This window comes from Microvirga ossetica (assembly GCF_002741015.1).
Classification (GTDB): domain Bacteria; phylum Pseudomonadota; class Alphaproteobacteria; order Rhizobiales; family Beijerinckiaceae; genus Microvirga; species Microvirga ossetica.
Genome location: NZ_CP016616.1, coordinates 4,375,131 through 4,394,060, shown reverse-complemented (window position 1 = coordinate 4,394,060; position 18,930 = coordinate 4,375,131). Strand labels below are relative to the sequence as shown.

Below are 18,930 nucleotides of genomic sequence, written 5' to 3'. Positions count from 1 at the left end.
TTTTCGTGAAAAAGTCATTTTCCATTACCGGCCTCTGGATGCTCGCGGCCCTCTCCGCGGCCTCGGCCCAGTCCCCCGCAGTGCCCTCCATGTCGCAGAGCCTGCCGCCGATCACCCTCGGACAGGTGATGCTGAATGCTGGTGCGACCTTTGCCGGCAGCAACGAGCCGATCCGCTCCGGCCTCGTCTGGCGGATCTATGAGGATCGCGGCGACGCCTCCCAGCCTAGTATCGTTGCCCGCTCCACCGGTTCGATGCCGAGCTTCACCCTGTCGCCCGGCAACTACATCATCCACGTAGCCTATGGCTTCGCGAGCGCCTCGAAGCGCATCAGCGTCCAGCGCGGCAATCTGAACGAGAGGCTCGCCATCAATGCGGGCGCCCTCCAGCTGAAGGGCGCCGTAGGCGGCAGCCCGATCCCGGCCAACCGCCTCACCTTCTCCGTCTATGTGCCGGAAGTGCAGAATTCCGAAGGCCGGCTCGTCATTGCCGACGCCAAGGCCAACGACATGATCCGGCTGCCGGAAGGCACCTATCACGTGGTCTCCACCTATGGTGACGCCAACGCCATCATGCGCAGCGACCTGAAGGTGGAATCGGGTCGGGTGACCGAGGCCACCCTCAATCACCGCGCCGCAACCGTGATCCTCAAGCTGGTGGCATCGGCGGGCGGCGAGGCCTTCGCCGGCACCGCCTTCAGCGTGCTCACCCCCGGCGGCGACGTGATTCGCGAGGCTATCGGCGCATTTCCCTCGGTCACGCTGGCCGAAGGCGAATATGTCCTGATCGCGCGCCACGAGGGCAAGGTCTATACCCGCGAATTCAAGATCGAGAGCGGGCTCGACCGCGACGTCGAGATCATCACCACCCCCTGAAACGGGCTGAACCTTTCAGCCCGAGAGGCATTGACCGATGGCCAGCGCATCGTGCGGAAAAGTGGGTCCCGGTTTTCCGCCACGAACGATGCGCCTGTATAAAAAAGAAACATCGGATGGGTCCCAAAAGTGGTGTCCACTTTTGGGTCCGAGGTTTCGTAACCGGTCGCGCCGCGCATGAGACCTGCTCCCAAGGCGTGACCTTGCTGGAGAGGAAGCTCATGAAAATCGCAGAGATCATGACCCGCAACGTGCGCGTGGTCGGTCCGGACCGGACGATCCAGGAGGCGGCGCGTCTCATGGACGAGATGAATGTCGGCTCGCTTCCCGTCTGTGACGGACGACGTCTGCGCGGCGTGGTGACCGACCGCGACATCACCGTCCGGGCCACGGCCGCCGGCCTCCCGCCCGACACCACGCGCGTGCAGGACATCATGTCGGACAATGTGTGGTGGTGCTTCGACGACGATGACGTCGACCACATCGTCGAGCTGATGAGCGATCATCAGATTCGCCGCCTGCCGGTGGTCGACCGTGACAAGCATCTCGTCGGCGTCGTCGCGCTCGGCGATCTGGCGACGGACCGCGAGGGCGATGCGTCCCGCGCGCTGCATCGGATCTCCACACCGTCGGAGCCAGACCGGACCGGCACGCCGTCGACGGCCCGCGCCGACCGGACGCGCGGCGGCGGACAGGCCCGGCTGAGCGACGACGAGCGCCGCGAGCTCGACCGGCGGCTGAGGAACGAGGACGACGACTGGCGCCATCGTCCCTACGACTATCGCGAGCACGGGCGTGGCAGGCAAGATCGCTCGACCTCACGCGGGCGCGGTGAGTTCCGCTTCCGCGACGAGGACGATGTGCGCGCTGCCTTCGGCAGCTTCGGCCATCCGGGCGAAGAGAGCACGCGCAATGCCCGCATGCGCGGCGGCTTCGGCGGCGACGGTTATCGCAGCTATGGCGACGAATATGCCGGCCGCGGCTCCGCCGGCAGAGGCTATCGTCCGAAGCGCTATGGCGCTTCCACGATTACGGGCGAACGCGCCCGTCCCGGCGACGACAGCAGCGAGAACGACCGCCTCATGCAGGATCGCGAGCGCACCTGGAGCCTCGTGAACGAGCGGCGTGACCACAGCAATTACGGCGCAGGTCCCGGCAACACCCGCTTCGGCAACGATGCGACGGCGAGCCGCGGCGAGGTGCGGCGGGGCGAACATCAGGGCCGCGGGCCGAAAGGCTACCAGCGCTCCGACGAGCGGATTCGTGAGGACATCAACGAGCGTCTCACCGACGATGCGAGAATTGATGCCTCGGAAATCGAGGTGCAGGTCCAGAACCGGGAGGTGACCCTCACCGGAACCGTGCGCGACCGCAACGAGAAGCGCCGTGCCGAAGACCTCGCCGAATCGGTCTCGGGCGTGAGCCACGTGCAGAACAATCTGCGCATCGGTGAGCGCCAGGGCACGCGCGCGGCGGGAACGGAGGCCGGCGATGCGGCTACGGCTACAGGCAATCCCGGAAGCGGGACGACGGGTACCGGCACCGGTGCTACGCCTGACGGGCGCACGACAGGCCGTCAGCGGCAGACGACCTGAGACCTCGCCGTTCCCCTCCCGCTTGCGGAATGCATGACGTTTCTCCCTCTCCCGGTTGGGAGAGGGTTGGGGTGAGGGAAGGCCAGCGCAGAATGAGGTGCTGAGGCGGACGCGGCGCCGGCGCCTACGGTGCTTGGCGGGTCGAGCGTCCCGCCCTCACCCCTGCCCCTCTCCCACCCGGGAGAGGGGGACGCTCTGTATCGACGTGGTGCCTACTGGATCAGCTGCACAGCTCCGACTCTCCCTAACGCCACCTCTAACTCCTCCCCGCCACGAGTCGGGTGTTCCCGACTTGTGAAAGAGAAAACCCATCTCGAGCAGGCCCGAGATGGGTGGGTAGGGAAAACCAGCATCAAGCAAGCGTCCGCTCGACCACGTGATGCCCATCGAGCGTCACGTGGCCTTCCGGCTCGGATACGGCCTTCGCGGCACGTCGGAGATCCGGCGTGACCGCCTCCGCGGCGAGCGCCTTCAGGGCGTCGTCGAGCGTCATGGTCTGCTGGTTCGGGCTTCCCAGACGCCGGATGGACACCGTCCGCTCGGCGGCTTCCTTCCGGCCCACCACGAGAAGCACCGGCACCTTCACGAGCGAATGCTCGCGGACCTTGTAGTTGATCTTCTCGTTGCGCAGATCCGCCTCGACGCGAAGGCCTGCGGCTTCCGCGGCGCGTATCACCTCCCTGGCGTAGTCGTCGCCTTCCGAGGTGATGGTGGCGACCACCACCTGGACCGGCGCGAGCCAGAGCGGGAAGTGACCCGCGAAGTGCTCGATCAGGATGCCGGTGAAGCGCTCCATGGAACCGCAGATCGCGCGATGGACCATGACCGGGGTCTTCTTCTGGCCGTCATGGTCGACGTAGAAAGCGCCGAACCGCTCAGGCAGGTTGAAGTCGACCTGCGTGGTGCCGCATTGCCAGTCGCGGCCGATGGCGTCGCGCAGCACGTATTCGAACTTCGGCCCGTAGAACGCGCCCTCGCCCGGGTTGATCGAGGTCTTGATGCGTCCGCCGGACTGGCTCTCGATCTGCTTCAGGACGCGGGTCATCACGTCTTCCGCGTGATCCCACATCTCGTCCGTGCCGACGCGCTTGTCCGGGCGGGTCGAGAGCTTCACGATGATCTCGTCGAAACCGAAATCGGCATAGGTCGAGAGGATCAGGTCGTTGATCTTCAGGCACTCCTCGGCCATCTGATCTTCCGTGCAGAAGATATGCGCATCGTCCTGCGTGAAGCCGCGCACGCGCATCAGGCCATGCATCGCGCCCGACGGCTCGTAACGATGCACGGCGCCGAACTCGGCAAGGCGCAGCGGCAGGTCGCGATAGGATTTCAGCCCGTGCTTGAAGATCTGCACGTGGCCGGGGCAGTTCATCGGCTTGAGAGCGAAGACGCGCTTGTCCTCCGCCTCGTCGCCGGCCGACTGCACCGCGAACATGTTCTCGCGATACCAGCCCCAATGGCCGGAGGTCTCCCACAACGAGGCGTCGAGCACCTGAGGCGCGTTGACCTCCTTGTAGTCCGCCTTCAGGCGGCGGCGCATATAAGCGATCAGCTCCTGGAAGATCGTCCAGCCCTTGGAATGCCAGAAGACGACGCCCGGTCCCTCCTCCTGGAAATGGAACAGGTCCATCTCGCGGCCGAGGCGTCGGTGATCGCGCTTCTCGGCCTCCTCGAGCTGCTTCAGGTAGCTGTCGAGCTCTTCCTGGGATGCCCATGCGGTCGCATAGATGCGGGTCAGCATCGCGTTTTTGGAATCGCCGCGCCAATAGGCGCCCGCCACCTTCATGAGCTTGAAGGCGTTGCCGATCTTGCCGGTCGAGGTCATGTGCGGACCGCGGCACAGATCGAACCAGTCGCCCTGGGAAAAGATCTTGAGATCCTGGCCTTCGGGAATCGCGTCAACCAGCTCGACCTTGTAGGTCTCGCCTTTCTCCTTGAAGACTTGGCGAGCCTTGTCGCGGCTCCACACTTCCTTGGAGAAGGGTTTGTCGCGCGCGATGATCTCCCGCATCTTCGCCTCGATGGCGGGGAAATCCTCCGGGGTGAAGGGCTCGTTGCGGGCGAAGTCGTAATAGAAGCCGTTCTCGATCACCGGACCGATGGTCACCTGCGTTCCCGGGAAAAGCTCTTGCACCGCTTCTGCGAGCACGTGCGCGGCATCGTGCCGGATCAGCTCCAGCGCGCGCGGGTCCTCGCGGTTGAGGAACTCGATCCTGGCATCCTGGGTGATCGGATCGGCCAGATCCGTCACGGTGTCGTCGAGGGCCATGGCGATCGTGCGCTTGGCAAGGGACTTGGCAATGCCGTCCACGATCTCCCGGCCGGTGATGCCGGAATCGTACTGGCGCTGGGCGCCATCGGGAAATGTCAGGGTAATCATCAAATCTTTCTCCTGGCTCACTCCTGCCAACGGAGCAGGTAAGCGGGGGCCGACGGTTTGTTGGATCGAAAGGTGAGTTCAGTCGCCGTCAGGTTCGACTGTCTCGCAGGTGATCGCAGAGGCGTTTTGCGGCGCGTTCACGCCCCGCCAGCGACCATAAGCCCAGGGCTTATACCAGGCCGCGCTTCCGGGCAACGTGTCCGGAACCAGGTCGAGGCCGGAGGTGCCGAAGGGACCGCAGCGGCAGATGCGGGCGAGGCCGATCCAGCCGCCGGGCCAGAAGCCGTGCCGCTGGATCGCCTCGTCCGTGTATTCCGAGCAGGAGGGCAGATGCCGGCACTGGCGCCCGACGAGGCCGGACAGGCTCAGCTGATAGCCTCGAATCGCCCAATGCGCGGCATGCTGGACAGGACTAGGCATTTATCCCACGCGCAGTCCGCCGGGCCTCGACCTGGTCGAGCGCATCCACGACGGCGTCGAAGGTCAGGAGGATGGAAGCGTGGCGTGCCTTGTAATCCCGCAGGGGCTCCAACAGCTTGAGGTCTTCCCATTTGCCCTCGGGAGCCGCTCCGTTGGCCTTGAGCAGACGACTTGCCACATCGCGAACGTCACGAAGCTCGTCTATGGTCGCGCCGATTATATTCCGCGCCATGATGGACGACGAAGCCTGGCCGAGTGCGCAGGCCCTGACATCGTGAGCGAAAGCTGTCACCACATTGCCGGCAAGCTTCACGTCGACCGTCACGGTCGAGCCGCAGAGCTTGGACCGGGCTGTAGCTGACGCGTCGGGCTCGGCCAGCCGTCCAAGACATGGAATATCGGCTGCGAGTTCGAGAATGCGTCTGCTGTAAATGTCGTTTAGCATAATGGTCTATGACATAACGTTTGGGAATGTGCTCATATGTCTATATAAGCACCATGTTAGAGTTCGGCGACGGCCCTCGCAGACGTCGTCTGGAAAGAAAATAGAAACTGCCGGGCGGCCAAGCTTCCTCGGTTTACAAGTTTAGAAAGAGGCTCCACGTGAGTGAAGTGGTTAAGTCCCTGCCTACGCGTCTGACGACAGCTGTCGATATGTCCGCCGCACCTTCCCGGGAAGAAGCTGAAGCCGCCGTTCGAACCCTGATCCGCTGGACCGGAGACGATCCGACCCGCGAGGGCCTGCAGGACACGCCCCGGCGCGTGGCCAAGGCCTTCAAGGAGTTCTACTCCGGTTACAGTGAAGACCCGTCGGAAATCCTGGACAAGATTTTCCGCGAAGTCGAAGGGTACGATAACATCGTGCTGGTGCGCGATATCCCCTTCTACTCCCATTGCGAGCACCACATGGTGCCGTTCTACGGCGTGGCGCATGTGGCCTATTACCCTACAAAGGGTGTGGTCGGGCTCTCCAAGCTGGCCCGTCTCGTCGACGCCTATGCCCGCCGGCTTCAGACGCAGGAGACGATGACGTCCCAGATCGCCAAGGCGATGGTCGAGGCGCTCGATCCGCGCGGCGTGGCGGTGATGCTCGAGGCCGAGCACATGTGCATGTCCATGCGCGGCATCCAGAAGGCCGGTGCGCTCACGCTGACCACCCAGTTCACCGGGGTGTTCAAGGAGGACCCGGCCGAGCAGGTGCGCTTCCTCACCCTGGTGCGGAACAGGAACTGACGCCTTTCATGAGCTTGCGTGCCTCCAGTCCCTTCCCCATTCCCGGCTCGAAGACCGAGCTGGAGGAAGGAAGCGTGCTCACGCCCCGATTCGGCTCCGACGGGCTGATCACCTGCGTCACGACCGATGCCGCAAGCGGCGAGATCCTCATGGTCGCCCATATGAACGCCGAGGCTCTCGCTCGGACCATCGAGACGGGAGAAGCCTGGTACTGGTCCCGCTCGCGCGGCGAGCTCTGGCACAAGGGCGCCACGAGCGGGCAGATCCAGACGGTCCGGGAGATCCGGACCGATTGCGACCAGGACGCCCTCCTGCTGAAGGTGCAGGTCGCCGGGGATGGAGGCTGCTGCCATACGGGGCGGCGCTCCTGCTTCTACCGCAAGGTGGAAAGCGCGAACGGCGAAATCCGTCTGGTCATCGATTGATGTTCCAACAGCCCTCCCGACATGGTGGGCTGCCCTTGTCGCGTAAACGGGTGCACATTCCGGACTTTCCGCGCTAGGAAGGCCGGATGACACGACGCGATCTTCTTCTGGCGCGGGTGGCGGCGAGCGCCGTCTTCTTCGGCAACGGATTCGGCATCGGCACCTGGGCCGCCCAGCTTCCCCGCTTCAAGGTCTCGCTCGGCCTCTCGGATGGCCAGCTCAGCCTCGGGCTGCTCGCCTTTTCTCTCGGCGCCGTGGCGCTCATGCCGGTCATCGGCTGGGCCGTCGCCGTGGTCGGCAGTCGCACCATGACCATTGTTGCGGCCTTCGCCTTTGCGGGCGCCCTGCTGCTTCCGGGCCTTGCCCCGAACCTGAGCCTGTTCGTCGCCGCCGCCCTCCTGGCCGGTGCCTGCAACGGCACCATGGACATCGCCATGAACACCAATGCCACGGTGGTCGAGCGGGCCTGGGGCGCCGCGATCATGTCGTCGTTCCATGCCTTCTTCAGCCTGGGCGGCCTTGCCGGAGCCGGCGTATCGGGCCTGCTCATCGCGCTCGATGTCGGGATCGTGCCGACGCTTGCGATCTCCTGCCTGGGAATGGCCCTCGTCTTCCTGCTCGCAGCCTTCTGGACCCTCGGCGAACGGGAGCGGATGGGCGAAGGTCAAGGCTTCGCCTGGCCGCGCGGCGCCGTCATTCTCCTGGCCGTGCTCGCCATGTTCTGCTTCATGGTCGAGGGCGCGATCGTCGATTGGTCGGCGATCTATCTCCAGACCGTCACGGGAGCGAGCCTCGAGGCCGCCGTCACGGGCTTCGCCGCCTTCTCGCTGACCATGACGGTATGCCGATTCATGGGGGATTTCGTCGTACGCCATCTGGGCCGCGTCCGAACCCTGCAGCTCGGCGGGCTGCTCTCGGCCTTCGGCCTCGCCCTTGCGATGCTCGTGCCGTATCCCCTGCCCAGCGCCATCGGCTTCGCCATCGTCGGCATTGGGCTTGCCAATGCGGTGCCCGTCCTGTTCAGCACCGCAGGGCAGATGAAGGACGTTCCGCCCAGCGTGGGCGTGGCGATGGTGGCGACGCTCGGCTATGGCGGCCTGCTGCTCGGCCCGCCGCTGATCGGGTTCGGCGGCGAACTCTTCGGCCTGCGCGCCATGCTGGGCCTGCTGATCGTCTTCGCCTTCATCATCATCATTTTGTCGCAGAGAGCTTTGCAGCGCTCCACTGTTCAGTTTTCCTGAACCCTTCCTACTTGAATCTTGAGGGCACCGTTCATGCGGCTTTCACGGGAGATCGGCATGAATGGAGAGCAATGCCTTGGAGTTAGCCAATGTTGTGGGACGGGATTGCCCGGCGCAGCGCCGGGTCGGGGGGCGGAGGCGGTGTGACGGAGACCAAGGCGCCAGTCGAGCGCCCCTCCGGGGCGAAAGCACGGATCGGCCTGGCTCTGGGCGGCGGCGCCGCACGGGGCTGGTCGCATATCGGTGTCGTCAGAGTTCTCGCGGAGGCCGGGATCGTCCCCGACGTCATTGCGGGCAGCTCCATCGGCGCGGTGGTCGGCGGCTGCTATGCGGCAGGCAAGCTCGACGAGCTGGAGACCTTCGCCTTGTCCCTGACCAAGCGGCGCGTGATGGGGCTCCTCGACTTCCACTTCAGCGGCGCAGGCCTGATCGCCGGCGGGCGGCTGCAGCGCCTGCTCGATCAGGATCTGACGGACAGACGGGTGGAGACACTGCCCGTCAAGTTCTGCACCATCGCCACGGAGCTCGTGAGCGGCCATGAGATCTGGTTGACGCGCGGTCCCCTGGTCCAGGCCATGCGGGCCTCCTACGCTCTTCCCGGCGTCTTCGACCCGGTGATGATCGGCGGGCGCTGGCTCATGGACGGCGCCCTCGTCAATCCGATCCCGATCACGGCGGCCCGCGCTCTCGGCGCCGACATCGTGATCTGCGTCAACCTCAACGGCGAGGTGCGCGTGCGCGGAACGGTCATCCAGTCCTACGACGCGGAGACCAGCGATCAGAAGGAGATCGAGGAGGTCATCGAGGAGGCGCCCCGGCGGTGGGGCTTCTTTCCCGGCGGGCGGGCCGAGAAAGCGCGCAAGCCGAATGCGCCGGGCCTCGCGACGGTCATGGTCGACGCCTTCAACATCACCCAGGACCGGATCGCCCGCTCGCGTCTCGCCGGCGATCCGCCCGACATCATGATCGCCCCCAAGCTTGCCAAGATGGGGCTGTTCGAGTTCCACAGGGCGCAGGAATGCATCGCGCTCGGCCGGCAGGCCACGGAGCGCGCCCTGCCGGACATTCTCGAATTGCTTCAGGAGACGCAGATCGAATGATCAGGCGGTCGCGATATATTCCTTGATGGCCTGCGTCTCCGCCTCGACCTCCTCAAGACGCAGCTTCACCACGTCGCCGATCGAGATGATGCCGGACAGGCGTCCAGCCTCGACGACGGGCACATGTCGGAATTTCTGCTGGGTCATGAGCTCCATCACGTGATTGATGGAGGTTTCGCCGGTGCAGGTAAGCACCTTCTCGGTCATGAAACGGGAGACCGGCTCCTCCAGTGCCTTGGCGCCGTGCATGGCAATCGCCCGCACGATATCCCGCTCCGTAATGATGCCGGCAACGGGCCGGTGGCCATCCACGATGAGAAGGGCACCTATTCTGCGTTCCGCGAGAACCCTGGCTGCCTCGCTCAAGGTCTGCCCCGGCTCGATGGTGGCGACGTCGCGGCCTTTGAGCGAAAGGATTCGATTGACGATCATTTATTCCTCCCGTTGTGCGAACGCGAGGACCGTCAGGCCCCGCACCCGCAAGGCTGAAGCCGGATCCCTAAACCCATGACCGAGGGTAAGGACCCTACGTCAGTCTGAGGATGATTGGGGCAAACGGTGTCGGTTTCAAGCCGAGATGCGTTTCGGCCGGGCCGGAAGCGGGTCCAGGAACGGAAAAATGGCCAGGCCGACGAGGAAGCCGCCGATATGGGCCTCCCAGGCGATGCTGGCATCCGTGAGCCCGAGCGGCTCGACGAAGGCGAAGACGTAGTTCGTGGCGAACCAGATCGCGAGAAAAATCAGAACCTGCCGGTTGCGCACCATGTGCCACAGGGTCTCCCGCGGCTTCTCGTGCGGCTGTGTCAGGCGCCCTTCCCAATGCCAGGCGGCAGGGGCGAACATGAACCACGAAGCCGCTGCCATCAATCCGGAGACAGCGCCGGACGCGCCGATCATCGGCAGGATCTGCAAGGGATTCATGGCGGCGTAGAAGATCGCGCCGCCGATGGCGGACGCCGCGCACAGGATGAAGAACCGCCCGGCTCCGCAGCGCCGGACGATGGGTGTGCCGAAGGCGGCAAGCCAGACGCTGTTGATGAGCACATGGGCCCAGGAGCCGTGAAGGAAGGCGTAGGTCAGGGCGGTCCAGGGACGCGCTTCGTCGTTCCCCAGCACGTATTGCGCCAGCCCCATGAGCGGCGTCACGGTGTCGTCCGGCGCGCCTTCCCGGAGCGCGCTCATCACCTCGCTCGCCTGTACGCCGCCGAAGGCCACGGCCCAGCGGGCGGGAATGACCGACCAGTCGATGATCAGCGCGAAATCCGATTCGTCGGACAGAAGCAGCCGGGCGGCGTGAATGCCGATCAGGACGACCAGGCAAAGCGTGATGACGGCCGGAAGATTGAGGATCGGCTCGCGGGTGCGGGGCGGTTGTGGGGGCATGAATTGCTTTTGTATGGCTGCCAGCTCGTGTCCCGGTGCCGGCGGCATTTGAGGGACTGCAGTCACCTAGCCCCTAAACGGGCTCCCAGTCGAGCAAAACCAACGGGTTAGCGACGGTCAAGCTTCTCTTAGAGGAAAGGATTTCGGTCCACCGTGGTGTAGCTCGAACTTTTTATTAACCATAACGGAACCCGGCGAAGCGCGACGCGTTAACTCACCTTTTACTTTCCGCTTGAGCGGAAAATGCAACCATGTCAGTTTGGTTAAAAGAACGTTAACCGGCTGGTGGGGCATGCGGAAGGTTTCTTTCAATAACGGCCTTTTCTGTGGCGTAAATGAGAAGTTGGCCGTTTCCGGCGGGTTCGTCAAAACAGCCATCCTCGGATTGTCCCTCATGTTCTTCGGCGCAGCTGCGCAGGCCCAGACCCTTGCCGCTCTGCCCGTCTCCAGCGCCCCCATTTCCGCTGTCGGAACAGCCAAGCCCCTGCAGGGCTGGTCCCAGTTCTGCGACACCTTCCGATCGGAATGCAGCGTCGATGTGTCGGAAGCGAACTCGATCGATCTGACGCCGCAGGTCTGGAAGACCATCGTCTCCGTGAACCAGCGCGTGAATTCCAGCATCAAGGCCGTGACGGATGCGGATCACTGGGGCGTCGTCGATATCTGGGGTTTCCCCGATGACGGCCGCGGCGACTGCGAGGATTTTCAGCTCCTCAAGCGCCGCCTTCTCGCCGAAGCCGGCCTGCCCCGCCGCGCCATGCGCATGACCGTGGTGATCGACGAGCTCGGCGAAGGCCATGCGGTGCTGATGGTGCGCACCAATCGCGGCGACTTCGTCCTCGACAACAAGACCTCGTCGATCCTGCCTTGGCACCGCACGGGCTATGTCTACATCAAGCGCGAGAGCCAGGACACGATCGGCTGGGTGTCGCTCGGCGGCATCGTGTCGTCGCCGACCACGACCGCGAACCGCTGAAACAAAACCGGCGCCGAGGCGCCGGTTAATCCATCAACCCACAAAGTCAGGCGGGTCAGTCGATCCGCCTTAATTTTTGGGCGAAGTGCTTCCAGTTCTCCACATAACTGATCGCGGACAGGCGAAGCTGTTCGGCAGCCTGCTCGTCGAGCACCCGAATCGCCTTGGCCGGCGCGCCGACGATCAGCGAATTGTCCGGGAACTCCTTGCCCTCGGTGACGAGCGCATTGGCGCCGACGAGGCAGTTCGCACCGATGCGCGCATGATTCAGGATCGTGGCACCCATCCCGACCAGGGAATTTTCGCCAATCGTGCAGCCGTGCAGGATCGCCTTATGGCCGATGGTGCAGCCGGCCCCGATGCTCAAGGGCGCTCCCATATCCGTGTGGAGCAGAGCCTCCTCCTGGATATTGGTCGCCTCGCCGATATCGATCAGTTCGTTGTCGCCGCGCAGCACCGCGCCGAACCAGATCCCCACATCCCGGCCGAGCCGCACCCGGCCGATGACATGGGCATCCGGAGCGATCCAGAAGCGGTCCGGCTCGGGCAGGATGGGGGAAATATCGTCGAGGCTATAGATCGGCATCGCGAGCCCGGAATGGAAAAGCAGCAGAGCCTGGGAAAGGCTCTGCTGCGGAAAGCCGCCTAATCCTCGAGATCCGTATCGAGGATGGCCATGGTGAAGTTGAAGGAGCGGTCTCCATCCTCATCGTCGAGGAACAGCACGCCGACGAATTCCTCACCGATGTAAACTTCGGCCGAGTCGGTCTTCTTGGGCCGACCGACCACGCGGATCGAGTGGTTCGCGAAGGTCTGGCGCAGGTAGCGCTCGACTTTAGCCATCTCGGGTTTGTCCACTACAGGTCCTTTCTTGAAATCACGGATGCTGCACTTGCCACGCCCGGCAAACGCGAGCAAGCGGCGTTGGGTCCCCGGAGGGGAACTCCCCCTAGATTCCGTCCATCTCCGAGAAGCAGTGATCCATGGACCGCGCCGGCTCCTCGCATCCTGCCGTTCCGACGACCTTGGCGGGAACGCCGGCCACCGTGGCGTTATGGGGCACGGGCTTGAGAACGACAGAGCCGGCGGCGATTCTCGCGCAATGGCCGACCTCGATATTGCCGAGGATCTTGGCGCCGGCGCCGATCAGCACGCCGTGGCGGATCTTGGGGTGACGGTCCCCACGCTCCTTGCCGGTGCCGCCGAGCGTCACGTCCTGGAGCATGGACACATTGTCCTCGATGACGGCGGTTGCGCCCACCACGAGGCCTGTGGCGTGATCGAGGAAGATTCCGCGCCCGATCCGGGCCGCCGGGTGGATGTCGGTCTGGAACGTGTCGGAGGAGCGGCTCTGGAGATAGAGCGCGACGTCCTGCCGTCCCCGCGTCCAGAGCCAATGCGCCAGACGGTGCGTCTGGATCGCATGGAAGCCCTTGAAATAGAGCACCGGCTCGAGGGCCCGGGTCACGACGGGATCGCGGTCCATGACGGCGCTGATATCGGCCCGGAAGGCCGCGCCGATGGATTTGTCGCTCTCGACCGCCTCGAGGAAGATCTGCTCGATGATGTCGGCCGGAACGGCGGCGTGGCCGAGGCGCGAGGCGACCCGGTGAATGACTGCGGCCTCGAGGCTCGGCTGATGCAGGATGGCGCTGAGCACGAAGCCTGCAATGGCCGGCTCCGCCTGAACGATGGCTTCGGCCTCAGAGCGCAGGCGGTCCCAGATCGGGTCGACCTTGCCGGCGACGGGGCTCAGGGCTCCCGGCTTCAGGCGCGTTTGTGTCATGGTAGTCTCCCTGCCCGCTCGGCTATCGCATAAGCATAGATAAGAAGCTCTCGCCCCTTACCATAGATCCAGCAGGCCATGACTTATTCTTTTTCACCCTCCACGTCCAAGCTTGTCGTTTCGGTTTCCGACGGTCTTGCGACGCTCGCCATCGACAATCCGTCCAAGCACAACGCCGTGGATCTGGAGATGTGGAAGGCGCTTCCCGAGATCGTAGCGGCCCTCGACCGGGACCCTGCGGTGCGCGTCGTAATCCTGCGGGGAGCGGGCCGGGAATCCTTCGCCTCGGGCGCCGATATCGGCGAATTCGCGACCGTCCGCGCCGATGCGGAAGGGGGCGGCTCTATGAGGCCTCCAACGAGGCGGCGTTCTGGGCCGTCGCCCATTGCTCGAAGCCGGTGATCGCCATGATCCGCCGCTTCTGCCTCGGCGGCGGCTTCGGCCTTGCCCTCTCCTGCGACCTGCGCGTGGCCTCGGAGAATGCAATCTTCGGCATCCCGGCCGCCCGGCTCGGAATCGGCTATCCGCCGGGCGCCATGAAGCTCGTGACCGCCGCGGTCGGAGCGCCGGCGGCCAAGGACCTGTTCTTCACCGCGAGGCGGATCGATGCCCATGAGGCGTCACGCCTGGGGGTCGTGCAGCGGGTGGTACCCGACGAGAGCCTGGAGACAACCGTCCTCGAGCTGGCTGGGGTGATCGCGGCAAATGCGCCGCTCACGATCCAGGCCGCCAAGTCCGCGATCGACGAATCCGTCGGCAACGCTCATCCCGCCGTCGATCCGGTCGCTCTTGCCGACCGGTGCTTCGACAGCGCCGATGCTGTCGAGGGGCGTACGGCCTTCCTGGAGAAGCGCCAGCCGGTCTTTACCGGCCGATAGCTCTCAGGCCTCCTTGCGATAGACGAAATAGCGCCCCTCCGGCACGTTCGTCTCGGCGGAGATGTCCCGGCACGACGGCATGTCGAAGGCGCGGTCTCCCAGCAGCAGCCCGCCCGGCTGGAGCAGGGCTTCGAGAAAGGGCGACAGGCGCCCGGCGAGGCTGCGGTTGGCGTCCTCGTCGCCGGAGCCGATATCGATATGGATGAGGGCAGCCGACCCCTGTCCGTGCCGTTCGATGAAGGGGCCCAGGGTATCGAAGAGGTCGCCGACGATCAGGTAGCCTTCCGGCGGATAGCAATCGGGATGGGCGGCGGGAGAGCGCTCGAAGACATAGATCTCGCGGCCGGGCAGCCGGTCCCGCAGATGATCGTAGGTGCGCCCGTTGCCGAGCCCGATCTCCAGCACCAGCCCCTCGGGGCCGGCCTCCCGAGAACCCCAATCGAGCAATTCGCGCTGTGCAGCCAAGCGTCGGATGGCGCTGTCGAGCCGGGTCATGTGCTCCTCCCCCTCAACAGTTGGGATCAGTAACGCCAAGTCAAGCTGCCAAGCTTCAGGGGCGGCGGGCGAGGAAGTCGAGAACCCCCTGCTTGTGAACCTTGTCGCCCACGGCAAGGTTGTGGTCGCGGCCGGGAATGTCGAGCGCCGTCGCGTTGGGCATCAGCCCGGCGAGTTCCGGACCCGAGCCCGAGACGTCGTCGTTGGTGCCGACGGAGACGAGCGTCGGCAGCGTGATGGAAGCGACCTCCTGCTTCGTCAGAACCTGCCGCGAACCGCGGATGCAGGCGGCGAGCGCCTTGAGGTCGCTCCCGTTCTGCTCGGCGAAAGCGCGGAACATGCGCTGCATAGGATCGGTCAGATCGTCGAGGGAGCGCGCCTCCATCGCGTCGGCGATGCCGAGGGGCAGCCCGACGCCTTCGACAAGGTGAATGCCGAGGCCGCCGAGAAGAACCGAACGCATCCGCTCGGGCGAGGCGAGCGCCATATGGGCGGTGATGCGCGCGCCCATGGAATAGCCCATCACATCGGCCTTCTCGATCCCGAGATGATCGAGCAGCCGGCGCCCGTCCTCCGCCATCTTGTAGGAATCGTAGGCCACGGGATCGTAGAGCTTCTCGCTCTGGCCGTGACCGCGATTGTCGAAGGCAATCGCCCGGTAACCCGCCCGCGTCAGGGTCTTCACCCAGAGCGTATTCACCCAGTTCACCGTATGGCTCGAGGCGAAGCCGTGGATCAGGAGGATGGGGTCGCCCTCACCCTCATGCGGCGGGACATCGATATAGGCAATGTTCACGCCGTCGGAATTGAAATAGCGCATGGCACCGGAGGTGATGGAAATCGGAAGAACGGGCGCAAACCTACGCACCCCTGCCGCCGGACGCAATTCATACCCGAAAAAATACGCTAGGCGCATGCGGCTTCGGCCATTATGGTGCGCGCAAATTTCATCGCTTCAGAGCAACGGTCATGGCTGACAAAGGCACTCCGCACTTTCACAACGATCCGGGCGTTCCCGTCATTCACGTGGGCGCGAAGGAGTTCATGTGCATCGGCGCGACGCCTCCCTTCGACCATCCCCATATCTTCATCGACATGGGCTCCGACACCGAGACCGTCTGCTCCTACTGCTCGACCCTGTTCAAGTACGATCCTTCCCTGAAGGCCTATGAGGCTCGCCCGGCCGAGTGCGTGTGGGAGCCCGATGACGCCGCGGTCGCCGCGCGCTAAGTGTCCCGCCTGTCGATTGCAATCGTCGGCGCCGGAATCGGCGGCCTGACGGCTGCCCTGGCCCTTGCCCGCCAGGGCCACGAGATCACCCTCGTCGAGCGCCGTACCGGCTTCAGCGAAGTCGGAGCCGGCCTCCAGCTTTCCCCCAATGCCAGCCGCATCCTGATCGGGCTCGGGCTCGGCCCTGCCCTGCGGCGGGTCGCAACGGAGCCGCAGCGCGTCCTCGTTCGCTCGCTCCGCTCCGGCAAATCCATCGGACAGGTCGCGCTGGGCGCTTTCATGCGCCAGCTTTTCGAAGCGCCCTATTGGGTCGTGCACCGGGCGGATCTCCAGACGATCCTGCTCGACGCCGTGCGTTCCGAGCCGTCGATCCGGCTCGTCATGGGCCGCACGGTGGAAGCGGTCGAGGATGGGCCGGAGGAAGCCGCCCTCACCTGGATATCGGCCGGCGGCGCGCGCGAGACCTTCAGGGCGGACCTGATACTCGGCGCCGACGGCATCCGGTCCCGGGTCAGGCAGGCCCTCGGCGACGGCACGCCTCCGACCTATCGCGGCTACATCGCCTGGCGCGCGACCTTCGACCGGAATTCCGCTCCGGCGGAACTGGCCGGCGACGAAACCGGCCTGTGGCTCGGTCCACACGGCCATGTGGTGCATTATCCCATCGCCGGCGGGCGGCTCATCAACCTGGTGGCCATCGAGAAAAGCCCGACGCCCGTCGAGGGCTGGGCCGCGCCGGGCCATCGCGACGAGCTGCTCGCCCGTTACGGCTCCGCCGCTCCTGCCCTGCGCCGGCTGCTCGCGCAGCCGCAGGAATGGCTGCGCTGGTCGCTGTTCGATCATCCCGCCGAGCGCTTCGCCAAGGGGCGCATCGCTCTCCTCGGAGACGCCGCCCATCCCGTCCTGCCCTTCCTGGCCCAGGGAGCGGCCCTCGCCATCGAGGACGCCGCCACCCTCGCCTGCCTGTTGCGTGAGAACAAGCCGGACGTCCCGCAAACCCTTCTGACCTATGAGAAGCAGCGCCTCGACCGGGCGCGCAGGGTCCAGGACGAGGCGCGGAAGAACGGGCGCATCTACCACGCGGGCTCGCTGATCGCCTTCGGACGCGACCGGGTGATGCGCCATCTCGGGCCCGAGGGCATGACGAAGCGCTACGAATGGCTCTACGGCTTCCGCATCCCCGAATGACGGCCGGTCGGTCCGGCCTCTTGGATACGGCCTCTTGGACTTGCGCTCCGGCTCGCAGCCCGATAACCCTTCAAACCTGACGCGGACGTGGCGAAACTGGTAGACGCAAGGGACTTAAAATCCCTCGGGCTTTGCCCGTGCGGGTTCGATCCCCGCCGTCCGCACCAAGACAAGCAGCCCATCCCCTGCCCAAACTGTGGTGAGCCCTAAGCAGGTTTCAGCGGGGTGGCCAACGGATGCTGTCTGTGATTCCATCTCATAGTTTGGTTCGGGATGCGGATCATGGCGGGCAAATCCCCTGTTGTCGCAAGCGCCGCGCAGCGGCGTGAGCTCATGGCTCTCAGCCACTCGCGCGATCGGGGCGAGGCGGATCGGGCGCGGGCGCTCCTGCTGACCCTGGCGGGCTGGACGAGCCCGCGGATCGCCGAGGCCTTCGGCGTGCGCGAGGATACCGTGCGGCTCTGGCGCAGCGCTTTCATGACGGGTGGGGTCGACGCGCTGCGGCGATCCGTTGCCCCGGGACCGGCACCGGTCAAGGCCGAGCGGGCGCTCGCTGTAGCCGAGGCGGTTCTGGCGGGATCGGTCGCAAATCGCCCCAATTGGACCTTGCCGCGGCTGGCCGACGAGATCGAGAAGCGCTCCGGCGTGCGCATCTCGCGCTCACGGCTCTCGGTCGTGTTGCGCCAAAAGGGGATTTCCGCTGGCGCCGGCCGCGCCATACCCTGAAGGGCCGCCAGGATGCAGACGCCGTGGACCGCGCCGGCCTGCGCCGCAAGCTCCTGAAGGCGCAGGCCGAGGCGGGCGATATCGTGCTCTTGTTCGGGGATGAATCCGAAGCGCTCACCCACCCCTATCTCGCCCATGCTTGGGCCAAGAAGGGCGCGGATCTGCGCATTCCAGCGCCCGGCCAAGCCGCCAAGGTGGCGATGCTCGGTCTGCTCGACTGGGCCCCGCGGGACCTGATCGTGCGCACCAGCCGGAGCAAGCGCAGTGCCGATTTCATCGCGCTGCTGGACCAGATCGACACGCAGTATGGCCCAACGTCCGCTCGTGCGACGAAGCCGATCGTGCTCGTCCTCGATAATGGCCCGATCCACACCAGCAAGGCGACGCGCGCCGCCCTCGCCGAGCGGGCGCCCTGGCTCACGGTCGAATGGCTGCCAAAGTACGCTCCCGAACTCAACGCCATCGAAGAGCTCTGGCGCGATCTGAAGCAGCATCATCTTGCTCACCAGACTTTCGCGGGTCCAGAGACCCTCGATGATGCCATCCACGAGGCGGTCGCGATGCTCAATTGCGAGCGAAGTCGCCATCCGTTGGCCAACCACCGAATCGCTGCTTAGGCGGCGATTGGATTTCCCGAGAGGTGATCTCTGCCGATAAAATGGCGGTTGTGACGCGTGTCACAGCATCCATTGTCAGATTGCGTCATCTTGTGCCCTGTCTGATCCGTGGAGATGTTTATGAAACACGTCAAACAGGTGTGTGCTGCTATCGGCTTCATCAGCATCAGTTCCGGCGCGTTGGCGCAAGGCCGTCCGCTGACCACTGCGATGTCGTGCAATCAGGCACAAAGCCTTGTCGCTACCCAAGGCTCTGTTGTTCTCAACACGAGTGCCACAGCCTACGACCGATATGTGGCATCCGGCGCCTATTGTGGGATGGGTGAGGTGCCTGCGCCTGGGTGGGCTCCAACCAAGGATGCTCCTCGGTGTCCGGTCGGCT

The 18,930-nt window shown here is 64.9% G+C and carries 23 protein-coding genes, 1 tRNA gene and 1 pseudogene; 14 read left to right on the top strand and 11 right to left on the bottom strand.

Going from position 1 to position 18,930, the window contains the following annotated elements; all coding sequences use genetic code 11:
- Nucleotides 1–38 precede the first annotated feature (38 nt).
- Both BB934_RS20945 and BB934_RS49210 read left to right on the top strand, forming a co-directional pair.
- Entirely contained in the window at nt 39–875 is an 837-nt protein-coding gene (locus BB934_RS20945) for a hypothetical protein (RefSeq protein ID WP_418294761.1), read from the top strand.
- Between the two features lie 221 nt (nt 876–1,096).
- Entirely contained in the window at nt 1,097–2,470 is a 1,374-nt protein-coding gene (locus tag BB934_RS49210; RefSeq protein WP_237050036.1) for a CBS domain-containing protein, read from the top strand.
- A gap of 352 nt (nt 2,471–2,822) precedes the next feature.
- Here the strand turns inward: BB934_RS49210 and thrS are convergent, their stop codons facing one another.
- From thrS to BB934_RS20920, 3 genes are all read right to left on the bottom strand, one after another.
- On the bottom strand, nt 2,823–4,850 hold the full coding sequence (gene thrS / locus BB934_RS20930) for a threonine--tRNA ligase (RefSeq protein ID WP_099511357.1): 2,028 nt from the start codon (nt 4,848–4,850) through the stop codon (nt 2,823–2,825).
- Nucleotides 4,851–4,928: 78 nt separating this feature from the next.
- A complete protein-coding gene (gene yidD / locus BB934_RS20925) occupies nt 4,929–5,270 on the bottom strand; it encodes a membrane protein insertion efficiency factor YidD (RefSeq protein ID WP_099511356.1) in 342 nt (113 codons plus the stop codon).
- Nucleotides 5,263–5,715 (bottom strand): iron-sulfur cluster assembly scaffold protein, encoded by a 453-nt coding sequence (locus BB934_RS20920; protein ID WP_099511355.1) that lies wholly within the window; start codon nt 5,713–5,715, stop codon nt 5,263–5,265. The genes yidD and BB934_RS20920 overlap by 8 nt, the downstream gene beginning before the upstream one ends.
- Nucleotides 5,716–5,873: 158 nt before the next feature.
- Here BB934_RS20920 and folE point away from each other — a divergent pair, with 158 nt between their 5' ends.
- The 4 genes from folE to BB934_RS20900 all read left to right on the top strand — a co-directional run bounded on the left by folE (nt 5,874) and on the right by BB934_RS20900 (nt 9,269).
- Nucleotides 5,874–6,503 (top strand): GTP cyclohydrolase I FolE, encoded by a 630-nt coding sequence (gene folE, locus BB934_RS20915; protein ID WP_418294712.1) that lies wholly within the window; start codon nt 5,874–5,876, stop codon nt 6,501–6,503.
- Between the two features lie 8 nt (nt 6,504–6,511).
- On the top strand, nt 6,512–6,928 hold the full coding sequence (gene hisI / locus BB934_RS20910) for a phosphoribosyl-AMP cyclohydrolase (protein WP_099511353.1): 417 nt from the start codon (nt 6,512–6,514) through the stop codon (nt 6,926–6,928).
- Nucleotides 6,929–7,014: 86 nt separating this feature from the next.
- The gene (locus BB934_RS20905) at nt 7,015–8,169 is read left to right on the top strand and encodes an MFS transporter (protein ID WP_099511352.1); all 1,155 of its coding nucleotides are present in this window, start codon (nt 7,015–7,017) and stop codon (nt 8,167–8,169) included.
- A gap of 89 nt (nt 8,170–8,258) precedes the next feature.
- The gene (locus BB934_RS20900; protein ID WP_099511351.1) at nt 8,259–9,269 is read left to right on the top strand and encodes a patatin-like phospholipase family protein; all 1,011 of its coding nucleotides are present in this window, start codon (nt 8,259–8,261) and stop codon (nt 9,267–9,269) included.
- Here BB934_RS20900 and BB934_RS20895 read toward each other — a convergent pair whose 3' ends face one another.
- The 3 genes from BB934_RS20895 to BB934_RS48410 all read right to left on the bottom strand — a co-directional run bounded on the left by BB934_RS20895 (nt 9,270) and on the right by BB934_RS48410 (nt 11,030).
- Nucleotides 9,270–9,701, bottom strand: a complete 432-nt coding sequence (locus BB934_RS20895) for a CBS domain-containing protein (protein ID WP_099511350.1) — start codon at nt 9,699–9,701, stop codon at nt 9,270–9,272.
- 135 nt (nt 9,702–9,836) lie between these two features.
- On the bottom strand, nt 9,837–10,652 hold the full coding sequence (locus tag BB934_RS20890; protein ID WP_157934246.1) for a rhomboid family intramembrane serine protease: 816 nt from the start codon (nt 10,650–10,652) through the stop codon (nt 9,837–9,839).
- 117 nt (nt 10,653–10,769) lie between these two features.
- Nucleotides 10,770–11,030, bottom strand: a complete 261-nt coding sequence (locus tag BB934_RS48410; RefSeq protein WP_162299124.1) for a hypothetical protein — start codon at nt 11,028–11,030, stop codon at nt 10,770–10,772.
- Between BB934_RS48410 and BB934_RS20885 the strand changes: the two genes are divergently transcribed.
- Nucleotides 10,945–11,628 (top strand): transglutaminase-like cysteine peptidase, encoded by a 684-nt coding sequence (locus BB934_RS20885; protein ID WP_099511348.1) that lies wholly within the window; start codon nt 10,945–10,947, stop codon nt 11,626–11,628. The two genes, BB934_RS48410 and BB934_RS20885, sit on opposite strands and share 86 nt — an antisense overlap.
- 55 nt (nt 11,629–11,683) lie before the next feature.
- On the opposite strand, the gene BB934_RS20880 is transcribed toward BB934_RS20885, so the two are convergent.
- The 3 genes from BB934_RS20880 to cysE form a co-directional block, all read right to left on the bottom strand.
- Nucleotides 11,684–12,214: a gamma carbonic anhydrase family protein gene (locus BB934_RS20880; RefSeq protein WP_099511347.1), complete on the bottom strand. Its 531-nt coding sequence runs from the start codon at nt 12,212–12,214 to the stop codon at nt 11,684–11,686.
- A gap of 59 nt (nt 12,215–12,273) precedes the next feature.
- Complete coding sequence (locus BB934_RS20875; protein ID WP_418294711.1) at nt 12,274–12,471, bottom strand: DUF3126 family protein; 198 nt, start codon at nt 12,469–12,471, stop codon at nt 12,274–12,276.
- Nucleotides 12,472–12,577: 106 nt separating this feature from the next.
- Nucleotides 12,578–13,414, bottom strand: coding sequence for a serine O-acetyltransferase (gene cysE / locus BB934_RS20870; RefSeq protein WP_099511345.1), 837 nt, complete (start codon nt 13,412–13,414; stop codon nt 12,578–12,580).
- Between the two features lie 78 nt (nt 13,415–13,492).
- On the opposite strand from cysE, the gene BB934_RS50600 reads away from it, so the two are divergent.
- A complete protein-coding gene (locus BB934_RS50600) occupies nt 13,493–13,816 on the top strand; it encodes an enoyl-CoA hydratase-related protein (protein ID WP_335645580.1) in 324 nt (107 codons plus the stop codon).
- The gene (locus BB934_RS50595; protein ID WP_335645579.1) at nt 13,813–14,292 is read left to right on the top strand and encodes an enoyl-CoA hydratase-related protein; all 480 of its coding nucleotides are present in this window, start codon (nt 13,813–13,815) and stop codon (nt 14,290–14,292) included. The genes BB934_RS50600 and BB934_RS50595 overlap by 4 nt, the downstream gene beginning before the upstream one ends.
- 3 nt (nt 14,293–14,295) lie before the next feature.
- Here BB934_RS50595 and BB934_RS20860 read toward each other — a convergent pair whose 3' ends face one another.
- The gene (locus tag BB934_RS20860; RefSeq protein ID WP_099511344.1) at nt 14,296–14,787 is read right to left on the bottom strand and encodes a class I SAM-dependent methyltransferase; all 492 of its coding nucleotides are present in this window, start codon (nt 14,785–14,787) and stop codon (nt 14,296–14,298) included.
- Nucleotides 14,788–14,842: 55 nt separating this feature from the next.
- Entirely contained in the window at nt 14,843–15,607 is a 765-nt protein-coding gene (locus BB934_RS20855) for an alpha/beta fold hydrolase (protein WP_099513097.1), read from the bottom strand.
- A gap of 149 nt (nt 15,608–15,756) precedes the next feature.
- Between BB934_RS20855 and BB934_RS20850 the strand changes: the two genes are divergently transcribed.
- The 5 genes and pseudogenes from BB934_RS20850 to BB934_RS20830 all read left to right on the top strand — a co-directional run bounded on the left by BB934_RS20850 (nt 15,757) and on the right by BB934_RS20830 (nt 18,548).
- Nucleotides 15,757–16,017, top strand: a complete 261-nt coding sequence (locus BB934_RS20850) for a zinc-finger domain-containing protein (RefSeq protein ID WP_099511343.1) — start codon at nt 15,757–15,759, stop codon at nt 16,015–16,017.
- Nucleotides 16,018–17,205 (top strand): FAD-dependent oxidoreductase, encoded by a 1,188-nt coding sequence (locus BB934_RS20845; protein ID WP_099511342.1) that lies wholly within the window; start codon nt 16,018–16,020, stop codon nt 17,203–17,205.
- Nucleotides 17,206–17,286: 81 nt separating this feature from the next.
- Nucleotides 17,287–17,372 (top strand) — tRNA-Leu (locus BB934_RS20840).
- A 106-nt stretch (nt 17,373–17,478) separates the two neighbouring features.
- Nucleotides 17,479–17,670, top strand: a pseudogene (locus BB934_RS50960) (helix-turn-helix domain-containing protein); the annotation flags it as partial.
- Between the two features lie 134 nt (nt 17,671–17,804).
- A complete protein-coding gene (locus BB934_RS20830) occupies nt 17,805–18,548 on the top strand; it encodes an IS630 family transposase (protein WP_237050034.1) in 744 nt (247 codons plus the stop codon).
- Nucleotides 18,549–18,930: the final 382 nt, after the last annotated feature.